Origin of the sequence: Streptomyces durocortorensis (assembly GCF_031760065.1) — a bacterium.
GTDB lineage: Bacteria > Actinomycetota > Actinomycetes > Streptomycetales > Streptomycetaceae > Streptomyces.
On sequence record NZ_CP134500.1, the window covers coordinates 1990314 to 2011413 of the forward strand.

Below are 21100 nucleotides of genomic sequence, written 5' to 3' on the forward strand. Positions count from 1 at the left end.
TCAGGGCCCGCACCACCACCGGATCGGAGGCACTCATGGCAGAGGGTGAGAGCACCACCCGCGAGGCCGTCCTGAGCCTGCGCGGCGCCACGGCCACCCTCGGCGCGCGCCCCGTCCTGCGCGGGGTGGACGTCACCGTGCGCCGGGGCGAGGTCGTCGCGCTCCTCGGGGCCAACGGGTCCGGCAAGTCCACCGCCGTACGGTCCGCGATCGGCCAGGTCCCGCTGACCGGCGGCACCGTCGAGCTGTTCGGCACGGAGCTGCGCCGCTTCCGCCAGTGGGGCCGGGTCGGCTACGTCCCTCAGCGCACCACGGCCGCGGGCGGGGTGCCCGCCACGATCCGTGAGGTCGTCGCCTCCGGGCGGCTCGCCCGTACGAAGCTGCGGTGGCCGGGAAAGGCGGACCGGGCAGCCGTCGACCGGGCCATCGAGCTGGTGGGCCTGGCCGACCGCGCCAAGGACTCCGTGAGCGCCCTCTCCGGCGGCCAGCACCAGCGGGTCCTGATCGCCCGTGCCCTGGCCGCCGAGCCGGAGCTGCTGATCATGGACGAGCCGATGGCCGGGGTGGACCTGGCCAGCCAGGCGATCCTCGCCTCGACCCTGCGCGAGCAGGTGGCGCTGGGCACCTCCGTGCTGCTGGTGCTGCACGAGCTGGGCCCGCTGGAGCCCCTCATCGACCGGGCCGTCGTCCTGCGCGACGGCTGCGTCACGCACGACGGCCCGCCCCCCGAGGCACTCGGCCAGCACGCCCTGCCCGGCCACGACCACGTACACCCCCATGCGGCCGCCGAGCCGGTCCGGACGGGACTGCTGACCTGATGATGCTGGAATTCCTGAACCCTCCCTTCATGCAGCGGGCGCTCATCGCGGCCGTCCTGGTCGGCATCACCGCGCCCGCCATCGGCATCTACCTGGTGCAGCGCCGGCAGGCCCTGATGGGCGACGGCATCGGGCACATCGCGATGACCGGGGTCGGCCTCGGCTTCCTGCTCTCCACCAGCCCCGTGTGGATGGCCACCGCCGTCGCCGTGGCCGGTGCGGTCGTCATGGAGCTGATCCGCTGGTACGGACACACGCGCGGCGATCTCGCCCTGGCGATGCTGTTCTACGGCGGTATGGCGGGCGGCGTGATGCTGATCAACCTGTCCGACACGGGTTCCAACGCCAACCTGACCTCGTACCTCTTCGGATCGCTCTCCACGGTCTCCGACGAGGACGTCATCGCGATCTGCGCGCTGGCCGCCTTCGTGGTGCTGATCACCGTGGGGCTGCGGCGGCAGCTGTTCGCCGTCAGCCAGGACGAGGAGTTCGCCCGGGTGACCGGGCTGCCGGTGCGGGTGCTGAACCTGCTGGTCGCGGTCGTGGCCGCGGTGACCGTGACCGTCGCGATGCGGGTCGTCGGGCTGCTGCTGGTCAGCGCGCTGATGGTGGTGCCGGTGGCGGCCGCCCAGCAGATCACCAAGTCCTTCAAGGTGACCTTCGTGCTTTCCGTGGCGATCGGCACGGCGGTGACCCTGACCGGCACCGTGACCTCGTACTACCAGGACGTTCCGCCGGGGGCGACCATCGTGCTGCTGGCCATCGCGGTGTTCGTCGCGCTGACCGCGCTCGCCGCTCCGCTCGCGAAACACCGGGCCCGGGCGAGCGCGGCGAGGGAGGCAGAGTGCACCCTGGAGGTACCGGCCGCCCGCCGGGGCACGGACGACGTGCACGTGTGACGACGTCCCGCCGTGCACGTGTGACGGCGTCACACCGTACGTGTGCGCCTGAGGCACCCGGGCGGGCTGGCACAATGGCCCGACACATGTACGGGCGACACGAGGAGGCACCTGTGGCCACGGCGCCGATCAGTGGCACGAACGCAGCGCCGGTACGCGGCCGGTCCACCCGGCAGCGGGCGGCGGTGGCGGCGGCGCTCGACGAGGTCGACGAGTTCCGCAGCGCCCAGGAGCTGCACGACGTCCTCAAGCACCGCGGCGACTCCGTGGGCCTGACCACGGTCTACCGGACCCTTCAGTCCCTCGCCGACGCGGGCGAGGTCGATGTGCTGCGCACCACCGAGGGCGAGGCCGTCTACCGGCGCTGCTCGACCGGTGACCACCACCATCACCTGGTCTGCCGGCTCTGCGGCAAGGCGGTGGAGGTCGAGGGCCCGGCCGTCGAGCAGTGGGCCGAGACGATCGCCGCCCAGCACGGCTATGTCAACGTCGCGCACACTGTCGAGATCTTCGGGACGTGTGCGGAGTGCGCCGAGAAGAAGGCGTAGGAGACATCAGGAAGGGGCGGGCCCGGTACGCGTACCGGGCCCGCCCCTTTCCGTGATCACTTGGCGGCTTCTACCTGATCACTTGGCGGCTTCCGCCTCCACCGCACCGCCGAAGCGGCGGTCGCGCTGGGCGTACTCCAGGCAGGCCCGCCACAGGTCCCGACGGTCGAAATCCGGCCACAGAACGTCCTGGAAGACCATCTCGGCGTACGCGCTCTGCCAGATCAGGTAGTTCGAGGTGCGCTGCTCGCCGCTGGGGCGCACGAAGAGGTCCACGTCCGGCATGTCCGGGTAGTAGATGTACTTCTGGAACGTCTTCTCGTTGACCTTCGACGGGTCGAGCTTCCCGGCCGCCACGTCCTGCGCGATGCGCTGCGCGGCGTCCGCGATCTCGGCGCGGCCGCCGTAGTTGACGCAGAAGTACAGCGTCATCGCGTCGTTGTCCTTGGTCTGCTCCTGGGCGACCTGGAGCTCCTGGACGACGGACTTCCACAGCTTGGGCATCCGGCCCACCCAGCGGATGCGGATACCGAGCTCGTCCATCTCGTCGCGGCGGCGGCGGATCACATCGCGGTTGAAGTTCATCAGGAACTTCACCTCGTCCGGCGAGCGCTTCCAGTTCTCGGTGGAGAAGGCGTACAGCGAGAGGTTCTTGACGCCCATCTCGATACACCCCTTGAGAACGTCCATGACGACGCCCTCACCGACCTTGTGACCCTCGGTGCGGGGCAGACCCCGCTCCTTGGCCCAGCGGCCGTTGCCGTCCATCACGACGGCGACGTGCCGGGGCACCAGCTCTCCGGGGATCTTCGGAGGCGTCGCGCCCGAGGGGTGCGGCTCGGGGGTCTTGTACGTGCGCCGGTTACGGCCGCCGAGGATCCCGCGTACTGCCATGAGCTTCTCAGTCTCCCTGTGTCACTTGGACCCACCGGCAATTGAGGGGGTGGGTCCTATCCACGCACCGCGTCGTCCGCCCGACGCACCGCGTCACTTCTCCACGTACCGCAGCGAGCGCAGGCCGCGCTCCAGATGCCAGTGCAGATAGGCGGACACCAGCCCGCTCCCCTCCCTGACATGACGCGCCTCGCACGCGTCCGCCGTCGCCCAGTCGCCGCTGAGCAGCGCGCTCAGCAGGCCGAGGGCCTGTGCCGAGGGTACGACGCTGCCGGGGACCCGGCAGTCACCGCATATGACGCCCCCCGCCGCGACGGAGAAGAACCGGTTCGGACCGGGCATTCCGCACTTGGCGCAGTCCTCGAAGCTGGGCGCGTACCCGTTGACCGCGAGCGAGCGCAGCAGGAACGCGTCCAGGATGAGGTGGGGGGCGTGCTCGCCCCGGGCGAGGGTCCGCAGGCCGCCGACGAGCAGCAGATACTGCTGGATCGCCGGCTCCCCCTCGTGGTCGGTGAACCGCTCGGCGGTCTCCAGCATCGCGGTGCCCGCGGTGTAGCGGGCGTAGTCGGCGACGATGCCGCCGCCGTACGGGGCGATCGTCTCGCTCTGGGTGCAGAGCGGCAGCCCGCGGCCGACGAGCTCACTGCCGCGCGCGAAGAACTGGACGTCGACGTGGGAGAAGGGCTCAAGGCGGGCGCCGAACTTGGACTTGGTGCGGCGCACCCCCCGGGCGACGGCGCGGACCCGGCCGTGGCCGCGGGTCAGGATCGTGATGATCCGGTCGGCCTCGCCCAGTTTCTGCGTACGCAGCACGATGCCGTCGTCCCGGAACAAGCTCATGGGCCCATTGTCGCCCACCGGGGACCGGTGGCGGAGGCCCCTGGGCCGTTCTCCCGGTCCACGAGGGGTGTACGGGCGCTACGAGGGCGTGCGGGCGGCCGCGGCCAGCAGGCGGGCGGTGTCGTCGGCGGGGAGCTGGAGGGCGCGGCCGACCGTGGTCAGCACCTGGCGTTCGGCGGCGCAGTAGGGGCCGTCGGCGAGCGCGATCCGGGCTCCCTGGAGGAGTACGGACTCGCGGCCCGCGGTGGCCAGATGCGGGGCGAGGGGGGCCAGCACCTCGTGCAGCTCGATGGCGAGGGTCGGGCCGCACGCCTCGGCCGCCGGGTCGGCCCCGGAGCCGTGGCCGGTGTCGGCGGCCAGCACCTCCACCACGGTGTACAGCTGCTCCTGGGTGCAGTCGTCGAGCCCGGCGTCGCGCACGGTGGAGACCGCGGCCTCCAGGACCGTACGGGAGGTGGTGCCGCCGGCGGCGAGGACGGCCAGCGTGACCGTGTGGACGGCCTCGCGGAGCATCGCGGAGAACCGGGTGGTGGTGGGGTGGTCCAGCGCCTGGGGGGCGTGGTGGGCGCGGCAGGCGGCGCACTCGACGACGGGCCCGGTCTCGCCGCGGCGGAGCAGCGGGACGCCGAGGACGGTGAGGCGGCGGTGGCCGGTGAGCCGACGGTAGTTGCGGTCTCCCCCGCAGCCGGGGCAGAAGAAGGAGCCGTCGCCGACGGTGTTCCAGACGGTGCGAACGCCGCAGAGGACCGGCCTCAGAGCGCGTTGTCCTTTGACTGATCGCACGTCGCACACCTCCGTAACGCTCCGGCAACACTGCCGTGGGTTGGACGTGATGTTAGCCACATCCGTGATGTGGCGTCAGCCTCTCGGACGTCACAACCCTCGGACATGGCCGAACCCCGACCGCCCGGAGAGGGCGATCGGGGCTCGGCAATGCGGCCGTACAGGGTCGAACCGGACGTCCGTACGAGGAGGTCCTCAGCCGGTCAGCGGGCCGCGCGGTTGACTGCGGAGACGACCGCCTTGAGCGAGGCGCGGGTGGTGTTGGCGTCGATGCCGATGCCCCACAGGACCTTGCCGTCGATCGCGCACTCGATGTACGAGGCGGCCTGGGCGCTGGCGCCCTCGCTCATCGTGTGCTCGGTGTAGTCCAGCAGCCGGGCGTCGATGCCGATGGCCTGCAGCGCTTCGAAGAACGCGGAGATCGGGCCGTTGCCGGAGCCCGTCAGGACGGTGTCGGAGCCGTCCACGACCGCCTCGACGGTCAGGGTGTCGGTGCCGTCGGTGTCGGAGGTGGTCTGGCCGGAGCGCAGCTGGATGCGTCCCCAGCGGGCCTCGGCGTCGTCCGGGTTGGGCAGGTACTCGTCCTGGAAGGTGGTCCAGATCTGGGCCGGGGTGACTTCGCCGCCCTCGGCGTCGGTCTTGGCCTGAATGATCCGGGAGAACTCGATCTGCATCCGGCGCGGCAGGTCCAGCTTGTGGTCGTTCTTCAGGACGTACGCGATGCCGCCCTTGCCGGACTGCGAGTTGACGCGGATGACGGCCTCGTAGGAGCGGCCGACGTCCTTCGGGTCGATCGGCAGATACGGCACGGCCCACTCGATGTCGTCGACCGTCCTGCCCTGGGCGGCCGCGTCGGCCTCCATGGCGTCGAAGCCCTTCTTGATGGCGTCCTGGTGGGAGCCGGAGAAGGCCGTGTAGACTAGATCGCCCGCGTAGGGGTGGCGCGGGTGGATCTCCATCTGGTTGCAGTACTCGCTGGTGCGGCGGATCTCGTCGATCTGCGAGAAGTCGATCTGCGGGTCCACTCCCTGGCTGAACAGGTTCATGCCCAGGGTGACCAGGTCGACGTTGCCGGTGCGCTCGCCCTGCCCGAACAGGCAGCCCTCGATGCGGTCGGCACCCGCCATGATGGCCAGCTCGGCGGCGGCGACGGCGGTGCCCCGGTCGTTGTGCGGGTGGACCGACAGGCATACGTGCTCGCGGCGGGTCAGGTGGCGGGACATCCACTCGAAGCGGTCCGCGTGGGTGGAGGGCGTCGAACGCTCCACGGTGGCGGGCAGGTTGAGGATGATCTCGCGCCCCTCCTCCGGCTGCCACACGTCGCAGACGGCCTCGCAGACCTCCAGGGCGAAGTCCAGCTCGGTGTCGGTGAAGATCTCCGGGCTGTACTGGTAGCCGAAGACCGTCTCGGGGCCCAGGATCTTCTCGGCGTACTCCATGACCAGCCGGGTGCCGTCCACCGCGATCTGCTTGACCTGCTCCTTCGAACCCCGGAAGACGACCCGGCGGAACGTGGGGGCGGTGGCGTTGTACAGGTGCACGGTGGCCCGGCGGGCGCCCACCAGCGACTCGACGGTCCGCTCGATCAGCTCCTCACGGGCCTGCGTCAGGACGGAGATCGTCACGTCCTCGGGGATCGCGCCCTCTTCGATGATGGAGCGGACGAAGTTGAAGTCGGTCTCGCCGGAGGACGGGAAGCCGACCTCGATCTCCTTGTAGCCCATCTTGACCAGCAGGTCGAACATCTCGCGCTTGCGGGCCGGGGACATCGGGTCGATCAGCGCCTGGTTGCCGTCGCGCAGATCGGTGGACAGCCAGCGGGGCGCCACGGTGATCCGGTTGTCGGGCCAGGTGCGGTCGGGGATGTCGACGGCCTCGTATCGGCCGTACTTGTGGACCGGCATCCCGGAAGGCTTCTGCAGCTGCGTCGCGTTGGTGATCGGCGTGGGGCGGCCGACAGCGTTACCGGCGGGATTCACGGTGGTCATGACGTAGGGCTCCTCGGGGTCCGACAAGGGGTCGGCCGACTGTGTCGCTGCACACCAGACTCCGCGGGGAGGGGGTCGGCCTACGACTACAGGCCCTCGCCGCGGCAGCTAAGGAGAAGCAGCCCGAAACGCATGATGCGACGAGCGTAACCGAGTGTGGCCCGTGGTGTCGGTGCGTATCAGTATGCGGGACCGGCCGCCGATGACGGGTAAACAGTGACTCATCACTCCATTTCGTCAATCGTCGTCGCAACCAGTGACAGCATGGTGACGTACTGCCACAGTCGTAGGCATGCACCTTCGAACCGACGGCGAGCTCCACCCCGTCTTCTGCACCATCGTTCCGCCCCACGTCCTCGACCACCTGGCCCGGTCCGCCGACGCCCGGCTCGCGGAGCCGGCCCGCCGCACCCTGGAGGCCGACGGCCTGCGACGCGACCGCCGCCGGACGACGGCGCTGGCCGCCGCCCCCGCCGCCCCGAGCGCGGGCGCCGTCCCGACCAGGCCGCACCGCACGGTGTACGACTGCGAGAACCGCACCGCACTGCCGGGCGTCACGGTCCGCGACGAGGGCGACAAGCCCACCTCCGACGCCAGCGTCAACCGCGCGTACGCCGGGCTCGGCGCCACTTTCGAGCTGCTGCTCTCCGCATACGGCCGCAGCTCCATCGACGGCAAGGGCCTGCCGCTGATCGGCTCCGTGCACTACGGCCAGGAGTACAACAACGCGTTCTTCGACGGCGAGCAGATGGTCTTCGGGGACGGCGACGGCGAGATCTTCCTCGACTTCACCGTCGCGGTCGACGTGATCGCCCACGAACTGGCCCACGGACTCACGCAGTACACCGCCAACCTGCGCTACGAGGGCCAGTCCGGCGCGCTCAACGAGTCCGTGTCCGACGTCGTCGGCGCGCTGGTCAAGCAGTACTCGCTGGGCCAGAGCGCGGAACAGGCCGACTGGCTCATCGGGGCGGGGCTGCTCGCGCCCCGGGTGAGCGGCGTCGCGCTGCGCTCGATGAAGGCCCCGGGCACGGCCTACGACGACGACCTCCTCGGCAAGGACCCGCAGCCGGGCTCCATGGAGGACTACATCGAGACGGACCGGGACAACGGCGGCGTCCACCTGAACTCCGGCATCCCCAACCGCGCCTTCTACCTCCTGGCCACCGCCCTCGGCGGCAACTCCTGGGAGCGCGCCGGACAGATCTGGTTCGACGTGCTGACCGGCGGCGAGCTGACGGCCACCGCGGACTTCGCGGAGTTCGCCCGGCTGACGGTCGCGGCGGCGGGGAGTCGCTTCGGCGAGGGCGACGAGCGGGAGGCGGTCCTCAAGGCCTGGTCGGAGGTGGGCGTCCCGACCCGGGCCTGAGGAGCGCCGCGAGGCGGTCTTGAGCGTTCACCCGGCCCCGGCTAGACAGGACCCCATGCGTATTCAGGTCACCCGGACCGGCGGCTTCGCCGGCATCGCCCGCCGCCGCGAGGTCGACACGGAGGGCCGGGCGGACGCGGCGGAGTGGGAGTCGCTGGCCGAGGAGGCGCTCGCCGACGCCCCGGACGCGCCGCCGCCCGGGGTGCCGGACGGATTCCGGTACGAGATCACGGCCGGGGACCGCACCGTGTACTGCGCTGACCCCGATCTGACCGGGGCGCAGCGCACGCTGATCTCACGCGTCCTGAAGGAGGGCGCGTGAGATCGGCACCCGTGCCGTACGAGAGCGGGAACCCCAGCTCGCGCGGCTGCTTCGGGGCCATTTCCCGGGGCCGCACTCGCACCCTTCGGCCCCGGGGAGTCTCAGCGGCTCCGCACGGCCGCGGCGTCCTCCGAGCCCCGTGGCGTTGAGCCACCGGTCCCGGTCCGGCTCAGAACCCGAGCTTGCGCAGCTGCTTGGGGTCCCGCTGCCAGTCCTTGGCGACCTTCACATGCAGGTCCAGGAAGACGGGTGTGCCGAGCAGCGCCTCGATGTGCTTGCGCGACTTGGTGCCGACGTCCTTCAGACGCTTGCCCTTCGGGCCGATGATGATGCCCTTCTGGCTGGGCCGCTCGATGTAGACGTTGGCGTGGATGTCCAGCAGCGGCTTGTCCGCCGGCCGGTCCTCGCGCGGCAGCATCTCCTCGACGACGACCGCGATGGAGTGCGGCAGCTCGTCGCGTACGCCTTCCAGCGCGGCCTCGCGGATCAGCTCCGCGACCATGACCATCTCCGGCTCGTCGGTGAGGTCACCCTCCGGGTAGAGCGGCGGGCCCTCGGGCAGCAGCGGGGCGATGAGGTCGGCGAGCAGGGCCACCTGGCCCGCCCCTCGCCCGTCATCACCCTTGCCCTCGCCCGAGGGAGCGCGTCCGGCCCCCTGCTCCTCCTTGACCGCCGAGACCGGAATGATCTCGGTCCACTCGAAGCCCAGCTCCTCGGCGAGCGCGGAGACGGCGAGGAGCTGTTCGGCCAGCGCCTTGGACTCGACCAGGTCGGTCTTGGTGATGATGGCGATCTTGGGGGTCTTCTTGATCCCCGCGAGCTCCTTGACGATGTACTTGTCGCCGGGGCCGAGCTTCTGGTCGGCGGGCAGGCAGAAGCCGATCACGTCGACCTCGGCCCAGGTGGTCCGTACGACGTCGTTGAGCCGCTCGCCCAGCAGCGTGCGCGGCTTGTGGAGGCCGGGGGTGTCGACCAGGATCAGCTGCGCGTCGTCACGGTGCACGATGCCGCGCACCGTGTGCCGGGTGGTCTGGGGGCGGTTGGAGGTGATCGCCACCTTCTGACCGACGAGAGCGTTCGTGAGGGTGGACTTGCCCGCGTTGGGACGGCCCACGAAGCAGGCGAAACCGGCCCGGTGGGGGGAGGTGTTCTCCGCCTGCGGGGCAGCGGCTTCTTGGTTCGGTCGAGCGCTCATGGCGACCATTCTCCCCGATCGCGGCGGCGCTCCGGCACAGTGGGCCCGCGGGGGCGCGCCGGAGCACCGGGCGCGCCCGCCCCGAACCTCCTGTCTCAGCCCGCCGAGACCCGCAGCCGCAGGGTGCCGTCCGGGCCCGCGAGCAGCACCGGGGTCTCCGGTCCGCCCAGGTCGCGCACCGCGGCCCGGTCGTCGTCGGAGGGCGTCTCGGCGGCGGAGACGACCGCCGCGGCCTCCAGGGAGGTGGCGCCGCTGGCGACCGCCATGGCGACGGCGGTCTGCAAGGCACTGAGCTTCAGCGAGTCCAGCGCCACCGTGCCCGCCACATACGTACGCCCCGTCTCGTCCCGTACGGCGGCGCCCTCGGGCACCCCGTTGCGGGCCCGGGCGCTGCGCGCCAGTGTGACGATCTTGCGGTCCTCGGCGTCGAGGTCGGTGGTGCCGGTGGTGTCGGTCATGGCACGAGCATACGAAGGGCCCGGCGGGCCGGGCGCCCTCACCCCTGATCAGGGACCGCTTCTCCGGGGCGCTACGGGCGGTCCAGCCGCAGCCGGTCCGCCTTCGGGAGTCCGGCGACCACCAGGTCGTAGGAGTCCTCGATCATTTCGCGCAGCAGCTTGTCCGGGACTCCGGAGACGGTGACCGTGTTCCAGTGGCGCTTGTTCATGTGCCAGCCGGGCACGACGGCCGCCGGATGCACCCCGCGCAGCCGGATCGCCTCGTCCGGGTCGCATTTGAGGTTGACCGTCAGCGGGCGCGCGTCGAGCGCGGTGAGGGCGAACATCTTGCCGAGGACCTTGAAGACCGAGGTCTCGGGTCCGAACGGGAACTCCTCCACGCTCGCGTTGAACTCCAGGCAGAAGGCCCGCAGCCGCTCCGGCGTCATCCCGTCTCCCTGTCCTCGCCCTCGGGGCCCTTCTCCTGCGGCTCCACCAGCACCGTGACGATCTTGTTCCGGCGGCCGGCCGTGGACTCGGCGGTCAGCCGGAGCCCGCGTCCGTCGGGGAGGTCGACGACGGCCGACGCACCGGCGATCGGGACCCGGCCGAGCGCCTTGGCGAGCAGTCCGCCGACGGTCTCCACGTCCTCGTCGTCGTACTCGTCGAGCCCGAAGAGGTCGCCGAGGTCGCCGATGTCGAGGCGCGCGGTCACCCGGTAGCAGCCGTTCGCCAGCTCCTGGACGGGTGGCAGCTCGCGGTCGTACTCGTCGGTGATCTCGCCGACGATCTCCTCCAGGATGTCCTCGATCGTGACGATGCCCGCCGTGCCGCCGTACTCGTCGATGACGACGGCGACATGGCTGCGGTCCCGCTGCATCTCGCGCAGCAGGTTCCCGGCGTTCTTGGTGTCGGGGACGAAGGCGGCGGGGCGCATCGCGGTGGAGACCGGATCGGCCTCGGACTCGCGGTTGATGTGCGTCTTGCGGACCAGGTCCTTCAGATAGACGATGCCGACGATGTCGTCCTCGTTCTCGCCGGTGACCGGTATCCGGGAGAAGCCGGAGCGCAGGGCGAGGGTGAGGGCCTGACGGATCGTCTTGTAGCGCTCGATGGAGACCAGGTCGGTGCGCGGCACCATGACCTCGCGGACCAGGGTGTCACCCAGCTCGAAGACGGAGTGCACCATGCGGCGCTCGTCGTCCTCGATCAGCGACTCCGCCTCGGCGAGGTCGACCATGGCGCGCAACTCGGCCTCGCTGGCGAAAGGCCCCTTGCGGAACCCCTTGCCCGGGGTCAGGGCGTTGCCGACGAGGATCAGCAGCTGCGGGATCGGCCCCATGATCCGGGCCAGCGGCAGCAGGACGTACGCCGAGGCCGTGGCCGTGTTCAGCGGGTGCTGGCGGCCGATGGTGCGCGGGGAGACGCCGATGGCGACGTAACTGACGAGGACCATCACGCCCATCGCGACGGCCAGTGCCTCCCAGGTCTCCGGGAACTCCTGGAGGCAGACGTACGTCACCAGCACCCCGGCCGACATCTCGCAGGCGACCCGCACCAGCAGGGCGACGTTGAGATAGCGGGTCGGGTCGGCGGCGATCTGCGCCAGCCTCGCGCTGCCGCGCCGACCGGCCCGGACCGCCTCCGCCGCCCGGAAGCTGGAGGTGCGGGCGATGCCCGCCTCGGCGCAGGCGGCCAGCCAGCCGACCATCACCAGCAGCACGGCACCGGTGATCAGGGGCGCGCTCACGAGACGGTGGGGGCCGGGGACGCGCCGGTGAGCCCTTGCTCCCCGCGCCAGCCGTCCACGATCGCGGCCTGGAGACCGAACATCTCGGCCTTCTCGTCGGGCTCCTCGTGGTCGTACCCCAGCAGGTGCAGCACTCCGTGGACGGTCAGGAGCTGGAGCTCCTCGTCCATGGAGTGCTGGGTCGGCGCCTCCTCACCCTGCTTCTTCGCGACCTCCGGGCAGAGCACGATGTCACCGAGGAGCCCCTGCGGGGGCTCTTCGTCGTTCTTCGCCGGCGGACGCAGCTCGTCCATCGGGAAGGACATGACATCGGTCGGACCCGGGAGGTCCATCCACTGGATGTGCAGCTGCTCCATGGCGTCGCTGTCCACCACGATCACCGAGAGCTCGGACAGCGGGTGAATCCGCATCCGGGCCAGTGCGTAGCGGGCGATGTCGAGGATCGCCTGCTCGTCGACCTCGGTTCCGGACTCGTTGTTGACGTCGATCGACATGGTGCGCTGCGACTACTTCCCTTTTCGGCGGTCACGTCGGCCGTCGGCCCGGCCCTCTGCCCGGCCGTCCGACTCACCGTCCCGTTGACCGTTTCGGCTGTCGTACTTCTCGTACGCGTCGACGATACGGCCGACGAGCCTGTGCCTGACGACATCCTGGGAGGTGAGCCGGGAGAAGTGCACGTCGTCCAGGCCCTCCAGGATCTCCTGGACCTGCCGCAGCCCGCTCTTGGTACCGCTCGGCAGGTCGACCTGGGTGATGTCACCGGTGATGACGATCTTGGAGTCGAAGCCGAGACGGGTGAGGAACATCTTCATCTGCTCGGCGCTGGTGTTCTGCGCCTCGTCGAGGATGATGAAGGCGTCGTTGAGGGTGCGGCCCCTCATGTACGCCAGCGGCGCCACCTCGATCGTGCCCGCCGCCATCAGCCGCGGGATCGAGTCGGGGTCGAGCATGTCGTGCAGGGCGTCGTAGAGCGGGCGCAGATACGGGTCGATCTTGTCGAACAGGGTGCCCGGCAGGAAGCCGAGCCGCTCCCCCGCCTCGACGGCGGGGCGGGTCAGGATGATGCGGCTGACCTGCTTGGACTGGAGTGCCTGGACCGCCTTGGCCATGGCGAGGTAGGTCTTGCCCGTACCGGCGGGGCCGATACCGAAGACGATCGTGTGCTGGTCGATCGCGTCGACGTACCGCTTCTGGTTGAGCGTCTTGGGGCGGATGGTGCGGCCGCGGTTGGAGAGGATGTTCTGTGTGAGCACCTCGGCGGGCGTCTCGCCCTGGGGCTCTCCCTGTCCGTTGCCGGCCGCCCTGAGCATGGCGATCGACCGTTCCACTGCGTCCTCCGTCATCGGCGCTCCGGTGCGGAGCACGAGCATCATCTCGTCGAACAGGCGCTGGATGAGAGCGACATCGGCCGCCTCGCCCGTGGCACTGATCTCATTGCCCCGGACATGGATGTCGGCCGCCGGGAAAGCCTCTTCGATCACGCGCAACAGCGAGTCACCCGATCCGAGGAGCATCACCATGGGGTGTGCGGCCGGGATCCTGATCTGGGCACGCGCCTGCGGCTGTGTGGGTGTCTGAGTCATGGGCCGGCCCTCGGGCCTGCGCATACCTCCCGTTGCAGGGTTCTCGCTGCTCGACAACCTCTGGATTACCAAGCCTACGACCTGCCGCTGACAACGCAGAGTGGTTTTACCGGCCGTGTGTGCGACACGGCCCGCGCCCGTTCACTGCCGGAAGTACCCGCTCACTGGCGGAAGCCGATCGTGGGCACCGCGCGCCGCAGGGGCCAGGCGCGGGCCGTGGTGGGCAGCAGGTCGTCCAGGAAGGCGTAGCGCTCCAGGGCGGCGGGGTCCTGGTCGTCGCAGGTGCGGATCTGCTGCCACCAGGCGGCGACCTCCGCCCAGCCGGGTGCGGAGAGCGAGCCGCCGAACTCCTGGACGGAGAGGGCGGCGGTGAGTCCGGCGAAGGCGAGCCGGTCGGCGAGCGGCCAGTCGGCGAGGGTGCCGGTGACGAACCCGGCGACGAAGACGTCCCCCGCGCCGGTGGGGTCGAGCGCCTCCACCTCGATGGCGGGCACCTGGGCACTGACGCCGGTGCGCCCGTCGACGGCGTACGCGCCCTCGGCGCCCAGGGTGACCACGGCGAGCGGGACGCGTCCGGCGAGCGCGTGGGCGGCGGCGAGCGGGCAGTCGGTGCGGGTGTAGCGCATCGCCTCCTCGGCGTTGGGCAGGAACGCCTCGCAGTGCGCCAGGTCGGGCAGGGCGTCCAGATCCCAGCGGCCGGTCTCGTCCCAGCCGACGTCGGCGAAGACCCGGGCACCGGCCTGGGCGGCGGTGGCGACCCAGGGCTCGCTCCGGCCCGGGGCGAGCGAGGCGATCGCGGCGCGGGCGCGCGGCGGGCACTGCGGGAAGGCCGGGCCGGGCGCCCCGGTTCCGGTGGGCGGCGGAGCCTCGTGGCCGTGCGAGACCATCGTGCGCTCGCCCTCGTACGCCATGGAGACGGTGACCGGGGAGTGCCAGCCGGGGACGGTGTGCGACATCGACAGGTCGATGCCCTCGCCCTGTTCGAGGGCGTCCCAGCAGTATTCGCCGTAGTGGTCGTCGCCGAAGGCGGCGGCGAGCGAGGTACGCAGGCCGAGCCGGGCGAGCGCGGTGGCCATGTTGGCGACGCCTCCGGGGCTGGAGCCCATGCCCCGCGCCCAGGACTCGGTGCCGCGCACGGGGGCGCTGTCCAGGCCGGTGAAGATGATGTCGAGGAAGACCGGGCCTGTCAGGAAGACGTCGCAGAAGGGGTCCCGGGGGGCGCGCAGCGCCAGCAGCGGGTCGATGCCCGGAGTGTCTGTGCTCACCGTGCGCTCCCGGTCGTGCGGCGGATCTCGGGGTGATCCGGACAGTGTGAGGTGCGGCCAGTCTGCCCGATCGGGCGCCGCGAACGGGGGTGCCGTCGCCGATCCGCTCCGCCCGGTCCGACCTGCATAAACATGCGCGACTACCCCGGCCCCCCCTGCATAAACGCATAAGTGATCCAGATCACATCTGACGGGCTTTCGTGGGGCTGGAAGCGCTTGATACAAATTGCCCCGCGCGCACCTTCGGGGACGTTGTCCGACGAGAGCCGCATCTCCCAGCACCTCGCTGCGAACCTCCGCGTTCCGCATTCCCCGCTCGCTTCGCTGTGCCCTCCCCTGCCCTGCTCCGCCCTTCCGCTGTGCCCTCGCCGCTGTACCCCTCCCCTCCCCCTGCCTGCTCAGGCATGTCTTCAGGAACGCCCATGTCCTCGCGCCCCCGCGCCGCGTGGCCCCTGGTCGCCGTGTTCACCGCCGGTTACCTCGCCGCCTATCTGCTCCCCACCGTCGTCGGCCGGCTCAGCGCCCATCTCGGGCTGAGTCCCGCGCAGGCGGGCCTGGTCGGGAGCGCCCTGCTGCTGAGTTCGGCGAGTGCCGGGTTCACCCTGGCGGGCCGGGTGGAGCGGTACGGGGCCCGCACCCCGGCCCGGGTCGGCCTTGTGCTGGCCGCCGTGGGATACGGCTGCGCCGCGCTGGCCGGGTCCGTGCCGCTGGTGGTGGCCGGCGTGGTCGTCGGCGGCTTCGGCTCGGGGACCGCGACGGCGGTCGCCGCGGCCGGGATCGCCGCGCAGCGCGACCCGCACCGGACGTCCTCGCTCGGCCTGCTCACCGTGTCGGCCACGGCGGGAGCCCTCTACCTGACCATCCCCCATCTCGGCGGCGGGCACCGGCTTCCGTTCGCCTCGATCGCCCTGGCGGCCCTGCTCGTCTGGCCCGCGACCGCCCGGCTGGGCGGTGCGACGACGGCCGGGGAATCCCCCTCGCAGACCACCGGGCGGCTGCCGCACCGGCGCTCCGGTCTCGTACTGGCCGGCGGCATGCTCGTCTGGTCCATGGCACAGAACGCGCTGTGGGGCGTCAGCAGCCGCATCGGCGTGGTCCAGGCGGGGCTGTCCGAGGTCACCGTCGGCGCGGTGTTCGCGGCCGCGCTCGGCGCGGGGCTGCTCGGAGTGATGGGCGCCGGGATGCTCGGCGCGCGGCTCGGCCGGGCGGTGCCGATCGGGCTGGGGACGATGGTCATCGCGGGGAGCATCGTGCTCAGTTCCTCTGCCCGGGACCTCGCCTCCTTCGCGACCGGCGAGGTCCTGTGGAACTCCTTCTACCCGGTGGTCCTGTCCTATCTGATCGGTCTGGCCGCCTCGCTGGACGTCCGCGGCCGCTGGGCGGTCCTGGCGGGCTCCGCCTCCTCCCTGGGGGTGGCCTGCGGCCCGTTGCTGGGCAGCGTGCTCTCCGAGGAGGCGGGCTACCCGGTGATGGGGCTGATCCTGGGCGCGGCCACTCTGCTGGTCGCCGCGCCCGTCACCGCGGTGGCGCTGCACGTCGGTGGCCGTCCGTTGGTGCCCGGTTCGGTGCGCCGCCGCGGTGGCGCACCGGCCGCCCTGCTGGCCGCCACCACCGGCAGCCTGTCCGGCGCCGTACCGAAGCTCGGTTCGCCGGAGCAGCCCGTCACGGAGCTTCGCGTACCGGCCCTGCGGCGCAGGCGGCTGGTGCGCAGCGCGATCCGGACGGCCGGTCCGGACGGCGGGCCCGGTCAGTCGAACGCGTACGCCTCGACTTCGGAGAGGTAGCGCGCCCGGCGCTCCTCGTCGTGGTCGAGGAAGGCCGCCTCGAAGGAGTTGCGGGCCAGGGTGCGCAGCTGCTCCCGGTCCAGGGCGAGCGCGTCCCGTACGGCGTCGAAGTTGTCCCCGGCGTACCCGCCGAAGTAGGCGGGGTCGTCGGAGTTCACCGTGCACAGCAGGCCCGCCGCCATCATGTCCGGCAGCGGATGGTCCTTCAGCGTGTCGACCGTCCGCAGCCTTACGTTGGAGAGCGGGCAGAGCGTGAGCGGCACCCGGTCGGCGACCAGCCGCGCCACCAGCTCCGGGTCCTCCAGGCAGCGCAGCCCGTGGTCGATGCGCTCGACGCCGAGGACGTCGAGGGCCTCGCGGATGTACGCGGGCGGGCCCTCCTCCCCGGCGTGGGCGACCTTGCGCAGGCCGAGCGCGGCGGCCGCCTCGTACACCTCGCGGAACTTGGCGGGCGGGTGGCCGACCTCGGCGGAGTCCAGGCCGATCGCGCTGATCCGGTGCAGATACGGCTTCGCGGCGTCCAGGGTGCCGAGGGCCGATGCGGCGGAGAGGTCGCGCAGGAAGCACATGATCAGCTGGGTGGAGACGCCGTGGGTCTCCTCGCTGCGCTCCAGCGCCCGGCCGAGGCCCTCGATGACCGTGCCGATCGGGACGCCCCGGGCGGTGTGGGCCTGCGGGTCGAAGAAGATCTCGGCATGCCGCACGCCCTGGGCGGCCGCGCGGGCGAGGTAGGCGTCGGCGAGTTCGGCGAAGTCCTCCTCGGTGCGCAGGACGGCCATCAGCGCGTAGTAGAGGTCCAGGAAGGACTGGAGGTCCTCGAAGCGGTAGGCGGTGCGCAGCTCGTCGGCGGTGGCGTACGGCAGGGTCACCCCGTTGCGTTCCGCGAGGGCGAAGGCCAGCTCGGGTTCGAGGGTGCCTTCGATGTGGAGGTGGAGTTCTGCCTTGGGGAGGTGCACGGTGTCTCGCAAACGGTGGTGCGGGTGTTCTCAGTGGTGGTGCGGTTGATCTCAGTGGTGGTGCCGGGTGGGGAGCGGGACCCTGATCAGGTCCTGCGCGACGGTGAGTTCGCCGTCGAACCCGGCCGCGCGGGCCTGGGTTTCGAAGAGATCCGGGTCGCTGTAGCGCTGGGAGAAGTGGGTCAGCACGAGGTGGCGTACGCCCGACTCCTTCGCCACCCCGGCGGCCTGTCCGGCGGTCAGGTGGCCGTGGTCCGCGGCCAGTTTCGCGTCCTCGTCGAGGAAGGTCGACTCGATGACGAGCATGTCGCAGCCCGCGGCGAGCGCGTACACCCCGTCACAGAGCCGGGTGTCCATGACGAACGCGAACCGCTGCCCGCGCCGGTGTTCGGAGACCTCCTCCAGCGTGACGCCGCCGAGCGCGCCCTCACGCTGGAGGCGGCCGACATCCGGTCCGGTGATGCCGTGCTCCTTGAGGAGGGCGGGCAGCATGCGGCGGGTGTCGGGCTCGGTGAGGCGGTAGCCGTAGGACTCGACGGGGTGCGAGAGCTTGTGGCTGTCCAGGGTGTACGAGCCGGCGGTGGCGAGGACTCCGCCCGCTCCGGCGGCCGGGGCCTCGGTCAGCTCGACGGCCTCGCGGTAGGCCGTGGCGTACCGCAGCCGGTCGAAGAAGTGCTGCCCGCTCGCCGGATAGTGCGCGGTGACGGGGTGCGGCACCTGGTCGAGGTTGATCCGCTGGATCACCCCGGCGAGCCCGAGGGAGTGGTCGCCGTGGAAGTGGGTGACGCAGATCCGGTTGATGTCGTGCGCGGCGACTCCGGCCCGCAGCATCTGGCGCTGGGTGCCCTCGCCGGGATCGAAGAGGATGCCCTCGCCGTCCCAGCGCAGCAGATAGCCGTTGTGGTTGCGGTGCCGGGTGGGGACCTGGCTGGCGGTGCCGAGCACCACCAGCTCGCGTACGGACATGGCGAGAGACTCCTACGGGGCGGGCGTTATCCGGGGGGCCACTGGAGGCCGCGGCCGCCCAGGACGTGGGCGTGGGCGTGGAAGACGGTCTGTCCCGCGCCGGAGCCCGTGTTGAGGATGATCCGGTAGCCGCTGCCGTCGACCTTCTCGTCGGCCGCGACCGCTCCGGCCTCACGCAGGACGTCGGCGGCGATCTGCGGTTCGGCGGCGGCCAGCGAGGCGGCGTCCGGGTAGTGGACCTTGGGGATGACCAGGACGTGGGTGGGGGCCTGGGGGTTGATGTCGCGGAAGGCGACGGTGGTCTCGCTCTCGCGGACGATGGTCGCCGGGATGTCTCCCGAGACGATCTTGCAGAACAGGCAGTCGGTCTGCGGCTCTCCCGCCATGGCCGGGGCCTCCTCGTTCGCTCGTGGTCGGTTCGCTTCTCCGAAGATCAGTACACGGGCATGCTAACGCCGGGCGCCCGGCACCGAAGGTGGTCCGGCCGACGGGGCGCGGTTCAGCGCTTGCGCGGGCGGTCGGACCGGACCGTCAGGAGGACGGGTATGAGACCGGTCCGGAACAGCACCTGCGGCAGGCCGCGTTCGCTCCACGGGACCAGGGCGATCACGACGGCGAGCAGCGGCCCCCAGACCGCCTGGGCCAGCACCACCGGACGCCGGGGGCGGCGGCCTGGATCGCGGCGAGCTCCTGCCGCGCCCAGGTGCTGTCGGGTTCCAGGCGGACACCGCTTCGGTCGGCGCTCCTGCCAGGCGGACACCGCTTCGGCCGGCGCGATGTGGGCGGCCCCTCGGGCCCGGCCCCGGGCGCGCCCGGCCCCGACGGCCTTGCCGTCAGGGCCTGTTCGCCCCCCGGCGCCCCGTTCACCCCCAGCGGCCCGTGCGTCCCAGCAGCAGCGCCGTCGCGGCCGTCCCCGCGGTAGAGGTACGCAGCACGCTGCGGCCGAGACGGTAGGGGCGGGCGCCCGCCTCGGCGAAGGCGGTCAGTTCCTGCGGGGAGACGCCGCCCTCGGGGCCGACCACGAGCACGATCGTGCCCTCGGCGGGGAGTTCGGCGGTGGCCAACGGGGTGCTGTCGTGGTCGCGGTCCTCGTGCAGGACCCCGGCGAAGTCGGCGTCGGCCAACAGGGCGGCGACCTGCTTGGTCGTCAGGGCCTCGGCCACCTCGGGGAAGCGCACCCGGCGGGACTGCTTGCCCGCCTCGCGTGCCGTACTGCGCCATTTCGCCAGGGATTTGGCGCCCCGATCGCCCTTCCACTGGGTGATGCAGCGGGCGGCCTGCCACGGCACGATCGCGTCGACGCCGGTCTCGGTCATGGTCTCCACGGCCAGCTCGCCGCGGTCGCCCTTGGGGAGCGCCTGGACGACGGTGATCCGGGGTGTGGGCTCCGGCTCCTCGTGGATGCTCTCCAGACCGGTGACCGTGAGGCGGTCCTTGCCCTCGGCGGCGCGTACGACACCCTCCGCCCAGTGGCCGAGGCCGTCGGTGAGGACGACGTCCTCGCCGGGCTGGAGGCGCTTCACGGAGACGGCGTGCCGCCCTTCGGGTCCTTCCAGGACGAACTCCGGCCCGGTGGGCATCCGTTCGACGACGAAGACCGGTGCGGTCACCGGGGGCTCCTCATGCTCAGGGCCGACCGGGCGGCCTCCAGTTCGGCGGCGAGCAGTTCGACCAGCTCGCCCGCGGGCAGTTCACGGGCCATCCGGTGGCCCTGCCCCGCCCACAGGGCCATGCCCTGCGCGTCCCCGGCCTTGGCGGCGGCCTGGCGCAGCCCGCTGGTGACGTAGTGGACCTGGGGGTAGGCGGCGGGGGCGTACGGGCCGTGCTCGCGGATGAAACGGTTGACCAGGCCGCGTGCGGGCCGCCCGGAGAAGGCGCGGGTCAGCTCGGTGCGGACGAACAGCGGGTTGGTCAGGGCCTGCTTGTGGAGCAGGTGCGCCCCGGACTCGGGGCAGATCAGGAAGGCGGTGCCGAACTGGGCGGCGTCCGCGCCCGCCGCGAGGACGGCGGCGATCTGGGCGCCGCGCATCAGGCCGCCGGCGGCGACGAGGGGGATCTGCACGGTCTCGCGGACCTGGGTGACCAGGGAGAGCAGCCCGGTGCCGGTGTGGTCGGCCTGCGGGTCGTCACGGTGGGTGGACTGGTGGCCGCCCGCCTCGACGCCCTGGACGCAGACGGCGTCGGCGCCCGCCCACTGCGCCGCCTGGGCCTCTTCGGCGGAGGTGACCGTGACGATGGTCAGCGTGCCCGCCCTGGCGAACGCGTCGAGGGTGTCGCGGGTCGGGCAGCCGAAGGCGAAGGAGACGACGGGGACCGGGTCCTCCAGCAGGATCGCGACCTTCGCCTCGTAGCCGTCGTCGCCGCTGCTGTCCGGGTCGCCGAGCGGCGTCTCGTACCAGGCGGCCTCACCGGCGAGCTGCTGGCGGTAGACGTCCACGGCGCTGGGGTCGGCGAGCGCGGGCTGCGGCATGAAGAGGTTGACGCCGAACGGCCGGGAGGTGAGCCGCCGCAGCTGTTTGATCTCGTTGTACATCCCGTCCGCCGTTTTGTACCCGGCGGCCAGAAACCCGAGCCCGCCCGCTTCGGCGACGGCTCCGGCGAGCTGAGGTCCGGACGCGCCGCCCGCCATCGGGGCCTGCACGATCGGATACCGGCAGAGATCGGTCAACTCGGAGGACATGACCGCATCGTGCCACGTCCCGT

The 21100-nt window shown here is 71.6% G+C and carries 23 protein-coding genes; 6 read left to right on the forward strand and 17 right to left on the reverse strand.

Annotated features, from left to right (window positions below; translation table 11 throughout):
* The first annotated feature begins 35 nt into the window (after positions 1-35).
* The 3 genes from RI138_RS08850 to RI138_RS08860 all read left to right on the forward strand — a co-directional run bounded on the left by RI138_RS08850 (position 36) and on the right by RI138_RS08860 (position 2265).
* Positions 36-818, forward strand: coding sequence for a metal ABC transporter ATP-binding protein (locus tag RI138_RS08850; protein ID WP_311122827.1), 783 nt, complete (start codon positions 36-38; stop codon positions 816-818).
* Positions 818-1717: a metal ABC transporter permease gene (locus tag RI138_RS08855; RefSeq protein WP_311119467.1), complete on the forward strand. Its 900-nt coding sequence runs from the start codon at positions 818-820 to the stop codon at positions 1715-1717. Before RI138_RS08850 ends, RI138_RS08855 begins: the two co-directional genes overlap by 1 nt.
* A 113-nt stretch (positions 1718-1830) precedes the next feature.
* Positions 1831-2265 (forward strand): Fur family transcriptional regulator, encoded by a 435-nt coding sequence (locus tag RI138_RS08860; protein WP_096623283.1) that lies wholly within the window; start codon positions 1831-1833, stop codon positions 2263-2265.
* A gap of 78 nt (positions 2266-2343) precedes the next feature.
* Here RI138_RS08860 and RI138_RS08865 read toward each other — a convergent pair whose 3' ends face one another.
* From RI138_RS08865 to leuA, 4 genes are all read right to left on the reverse strand, one after another.
* Positions 2344-3159 carry an isoprenyl transferase gene (locus tag RI138_RS08865; RefSeq protein WP_311119468.1) on the reverse strand — a complete coding sequence of 272 codons (816 nt, stop codon included), beginning with the start codon at positions 3157-3159 and terminating at the stop codon, positions 2344-2346.
* Between the two features lie 93 nt (positions 3160-3252).
* Positions 3253-3999: a DNA repair protein RecO gene (recO, locus tag RI138_RS08870; RefSeq protein WP_096623287.1), complete on the reverse strand. Its 747-nt coding sequence runs from the start codon at positions 3997-3999 to the stop codon at positions 3253-3255.
* Positions 4000-4077: 78 nt separating this feature from the next.
* Positions 4078-4782 carry a TerB family tellurite resistance protein gene (locus RI138_RS08875; RefSeq protein WP_096623289.1) on the reverse strand — a complete coding sequence of 235 codons (705 nt, stop codon included), beginning with the start codon at positions 4780-4782 and terminating at the stop codon, positions 4078-4080.
* Between the two features lie 203 nt (positions 4783-4985).
* Positions 4986-6770 carry a 2-isopropylmalate synthase gene (leuA, locus tag RI138_RS08880; protein WP_311119469.1) on the reverse strand — a complete coding sequence of 595 codons (1785 nt, stop codon included), beginning with the start codon at positions 6768-6770 and terminating at the stop codon, positions 4986-4988.
* Between the two features lie 292 nt (positions 6771-7062).
* Between leuA and RI138_RS08885 the strand changes: the two genes are divergently transcribed.
* Both RI138_RS08885 and RI138_RS08890 read left to right on the forward strand, forming a co-directional pair.
* On the forward strand, positions 7063-8139 hold the full coding sequence (locus tag RI138_RS08885) for a M4 family metallopeptidase (RefSeq protein WP_096623293.1): 1077 nt from the start codon (positions 7063-7065) through the stop codon (positions 8137-8139).
* A 55-nt stretch (positions 8140-8194) separates the two neighbouring features.
* A complete protein-coding gene (locus RI138_RS08890) occupies positions 8195-8461 on the forward strand; it encodes a protealysin inhibitor emfourin (protein WP_096623295.1) in 267 nt (88 codons plus the stop codon).
* 169 nt (positions 8462-8630) lie between these two features.
* Here RI138_RS08890 and RI138_RS08895 read toward each other — a convergent pair whose 3' ends face one another.
* The 7 genes from RI138_RS08895 to RI138_RS08925 form a co-directional block, all read right to left on the reverse strand.
* Positions 8631-9665 carry a GTPase Era gene (locus tag RI138_RS08895; RefSeq protein ID WP_311119470.1) on the reverse strand — a complete coding sequence of 345 codons (1035 nt, stop codon included), beginning with the start codon at positions 9663-9665 and terminating at the stop codon, positions 8631-8633.
* An 86-nt stretch (positions 9666-9751) separates the two neighbouring features.
* Positions 9752-10114, reverse strand: coding sequence for a cytidine deaminase (locus RI138_RS08900; RefSeq protein WP_096623297.1), 363 nt, complete (start codon positions 10112-10114; stop codon positions 9752-9754).
* Between the two features lie 71 nt (positions 10115-10185).
* Positions 10186-10542, reverse strand: coding sequence for an MmcQ/YjbR family DNA-binding protein (locus RI138_RS08905; RefSeq protein WP_311119471.1), 357 nt, complete (start codon positions 10540-10542; stop codon positions 10186-10188).
* Positions 10539-11843 (reverse strand): hemolysin family protein, encoded by a 1305-nt coding sequence (locus tag RI138_RS08910; RefSeq protein ID WP_311119472.1) that lies wholly within the window; start codon positions 11841-11843, stop codon positions 10539-10541. The genes RI138_RS08905 and RI138_RS08910 overlap by 4 nt, the downstream gene beginning before the upstream one ends.
* Positions 11840-12337: an rRNA maturation RNase YbeY gene (ybeY, locus tag RI138_RS08915; protein ID WP_096623303.1), complete on the reverse strand. Its 498-nt coding sequence runs from the start codon at positions 12335-12337 to the stop codon at positions 11840-11842. Before ybeY ends, RI138_RS08910 begins: the two co-directional genes overlap by 4 nt.
* Before the next feature lie 12 nt (positions 12338-12349).
* Entirely contained in the window at positions 12350-13426 is a 1077-nt protein-coding gene (locus tag RI138_RS08920) for a PhoH family protein (protein ID WP_096623305.1), read from the reverse strand.
* Positions 13427-13587: 161 nt separating this feature from the next.
* Positions 13588-14691: a carbohydrate kinase family protein gene (locus RI138_RS08925; RefSeq protein WP_311119473.1), complete on the reverse strand. Its 1104-nt coding sequence runs from the start codon at positions 14689-14691 to the stop codon at positions 13588-13590.
* A 422-nt stretch (positions 14692-15113) separates the two neighbouring features.
* On the opposite strand from RI138_RS08925, the gene RI138_RS08930 reads away from it, so the two are divergent.
* A complete protein-coding gene (locus RI138_RS08930) occupies positions 15114-16475 on the forward strand; it encodes an MFS transporter (protein ID WP_311119474.1) in 1362 nt (453 codons plus the stop codon).
* Here the strand turns inward: RI138_RS08930 and RI138_RS08935 are convergent.
* From RI138_RS08935 to RI138_RS08960, 6 genes are all read right to left on the reverse strand, one after another.
* The gene (locus tag RI138_RS08935) at positions 16439-17431 is read right to left on the reverse strand and encodes an adenosine deaminase (RefSeq protein ID WP_311119475.1); all 993 of its coding nucleotides are present in this window, start codon (positions 17429-17431) and stop codon (positions 16439-16441) included. The genes RI138_RS08930 and RI138_RS08935 overlap by 37 nt on opposite strands.
* A 51-nt stretch (positions 17432-17482) precedes the next feature.
* Positions 17483-18397, reverse strand: a complete 915-nt coding sequence (locus RI138_RS08940; RefSeq protein ID WP_311119476.1) for a ribonuclease Z — start codon at positions 18395-18397, stop codon at positions 17483-17485.
* Between the two features lie 26 nt (positions 18398-18423).
* Entirely contained in the window at positions 18424-18783 is a 360-nt protein-coding gene (locus tag RI138_RS08945) for a histidine triad nucleotide-binding protein (RefSeq protein ID WP_311119477.1), read from the reverse strand.
* Positions 18784-18896: 113 nt separating this feature from the next.
* Positions 18897-19046 carry a hypothetical protein gene (locus RI138_RS08950; RefSeq protein ID WP_311119478.1) on the reverse strand — a complete coding sequence of 50 codons (150 nt, stop codon included), beginning with the start codon at positions 19044-19046 and terminating at the stop codon, positions 18897-18899.
* A 214-nt stretch (positions 19047-19260) separates the two neighbouring features.
* Positions 19261-20007 carry a 16S rRNA (uracil(1498)-N(3))-methyltransferase gene (locus RI138_RS08955; RefSeq protein WP_311119479.1) on the reverse strand — a complete coding sequence of 249 codons (747 nt, stop codon included), beginning with the start codon at positions 20005-20007 and terminating at the stop codon, positions 19261-19263.
* Positions 20004-21077, reverse strand: a complete 1074-nt coding sequence (locus RI138_RS08960; protein WP_096623319.1) for a nitronate monooxygenase — start codon at positions 21075-21077, stop codon at positions 20004-20006. Before RI138_RS08960 ends, RI138_RS08955 begins: the two co-directional genes overlap by 4 nt.
* Positions 21078-21100 lie beyond the last annotated feature (23 nt).

Bases quoted from the DNA above. Each gene is read 5' to 3' on its own strand.
- RI138_RS08850 (WP_311122827.1), top strand. From the start codon at position 36: ATGGCAGAGGGTGAGAGCACCACCCGCGAGGCCGTCCTGAGCCTGCGC.
- RI138_RS08855 (WP_311119467.1), top strand. From the start codon at position 818: ATGATGCTGGAATTCCTGAACCCTCCCTTCATGCAGCGGGCGCTCATC.
- RI138_RS08865 (WP_311119468.1), bottom strand. From the start codon at position 3,159: ATGGCAGTACGCGGGATCCTCGGCGGCCGTAACCGGCGCACGTACAAG.
- recO (WP_096623287.1), bottom strand. From the start codon at position 3,999: ATGAGCTTGTTCCGGGACGACGGCATCGTGCTGCGTACGCAGAAACTG.
- leuA (WP_311119469.1), bottom strand. From the start codon at position 6,770: ATGACCACCGTGAATCCCGCCGGTAACGCTGTCGGCCGCCCCACGCCG.
- RI138_RS08885 (WP_096623293.1), top strand. From the start codon at position 7,063: ATGCACCTTCGAACCGACGGCGAGCTCCACCCCGTCTTCTGCACCATC.
- RI138_RS08890 (WP_096623295.1), top strand. From the start codon at position 8,195: ATGCGTATTCAGGTCACCCGGACCGGCGGCTTCGCCGGCATCGCCCGC.
- RI138_RS08895 (WP_311119470.1), bottom strand. From the start codon at position 9,665: ATGGTCGCCATGAGCGCTCGACCGAACCAAGAAGCCGCTGCCCCGCAG.
- RI138_RS08900 (WP_096623297.1), bottom strand. From the start codon at position 10,114: ATGACCGACACCACCGGCACCACCGACCTCGACGCCGAGGACCGCAAG.
- RI138_RS08905 (WP_311119471.1), bottom strand. From the start codon at position 10,542: ATGACGCCGGAGCGGCTGCGGGCCTTCTGCCTGGAGTTCAACGCGAGC.
- ybeY (WP_096623303.1), bottom strand. From the start codon at position 12,337: ATGTCGATCGACGTCAACAACGAGTCCGGAACCGAGGTCGACGAGCAG.
- RI138_RS08920 (WP_096623305.1), bottom strand. From the start codon at position 13,426: ATGACTCAGACACCCACACAGCCGCAGGCGCGTGCCCAGATCAGGATC.
- RI138_RS08930 (WP_311119474.1), top strand. From the start codon at position 15,114: ATGTCCTCGCGCCCCCGCGCCGCGTGGCCCCTGGTCGCCGTGTTCACC.
- RI138_RS08940 (WP_311119476.1), bottom strand. From the start codon at position 18,397: ATGTCCGTACGCGAGCTGGTGGTGCTCGGCACCGCCAGCCAGGTCCCC.
- RI138_RS08945 (WP_311119477.1), bottom strand. From the start codon at position 18,783: ATGGCGGGAGAGCCGCAGACCGACTGCCTGTTCTGCAAGATCGTCTCG.
- RI138_RS08960 (WP_096623319.1), bottom strand. From the start codon at position 21,077: ATGTCCTCCGAGTTGACCGATCTCTGCCGGTATCCGATCGTGCAGGCC.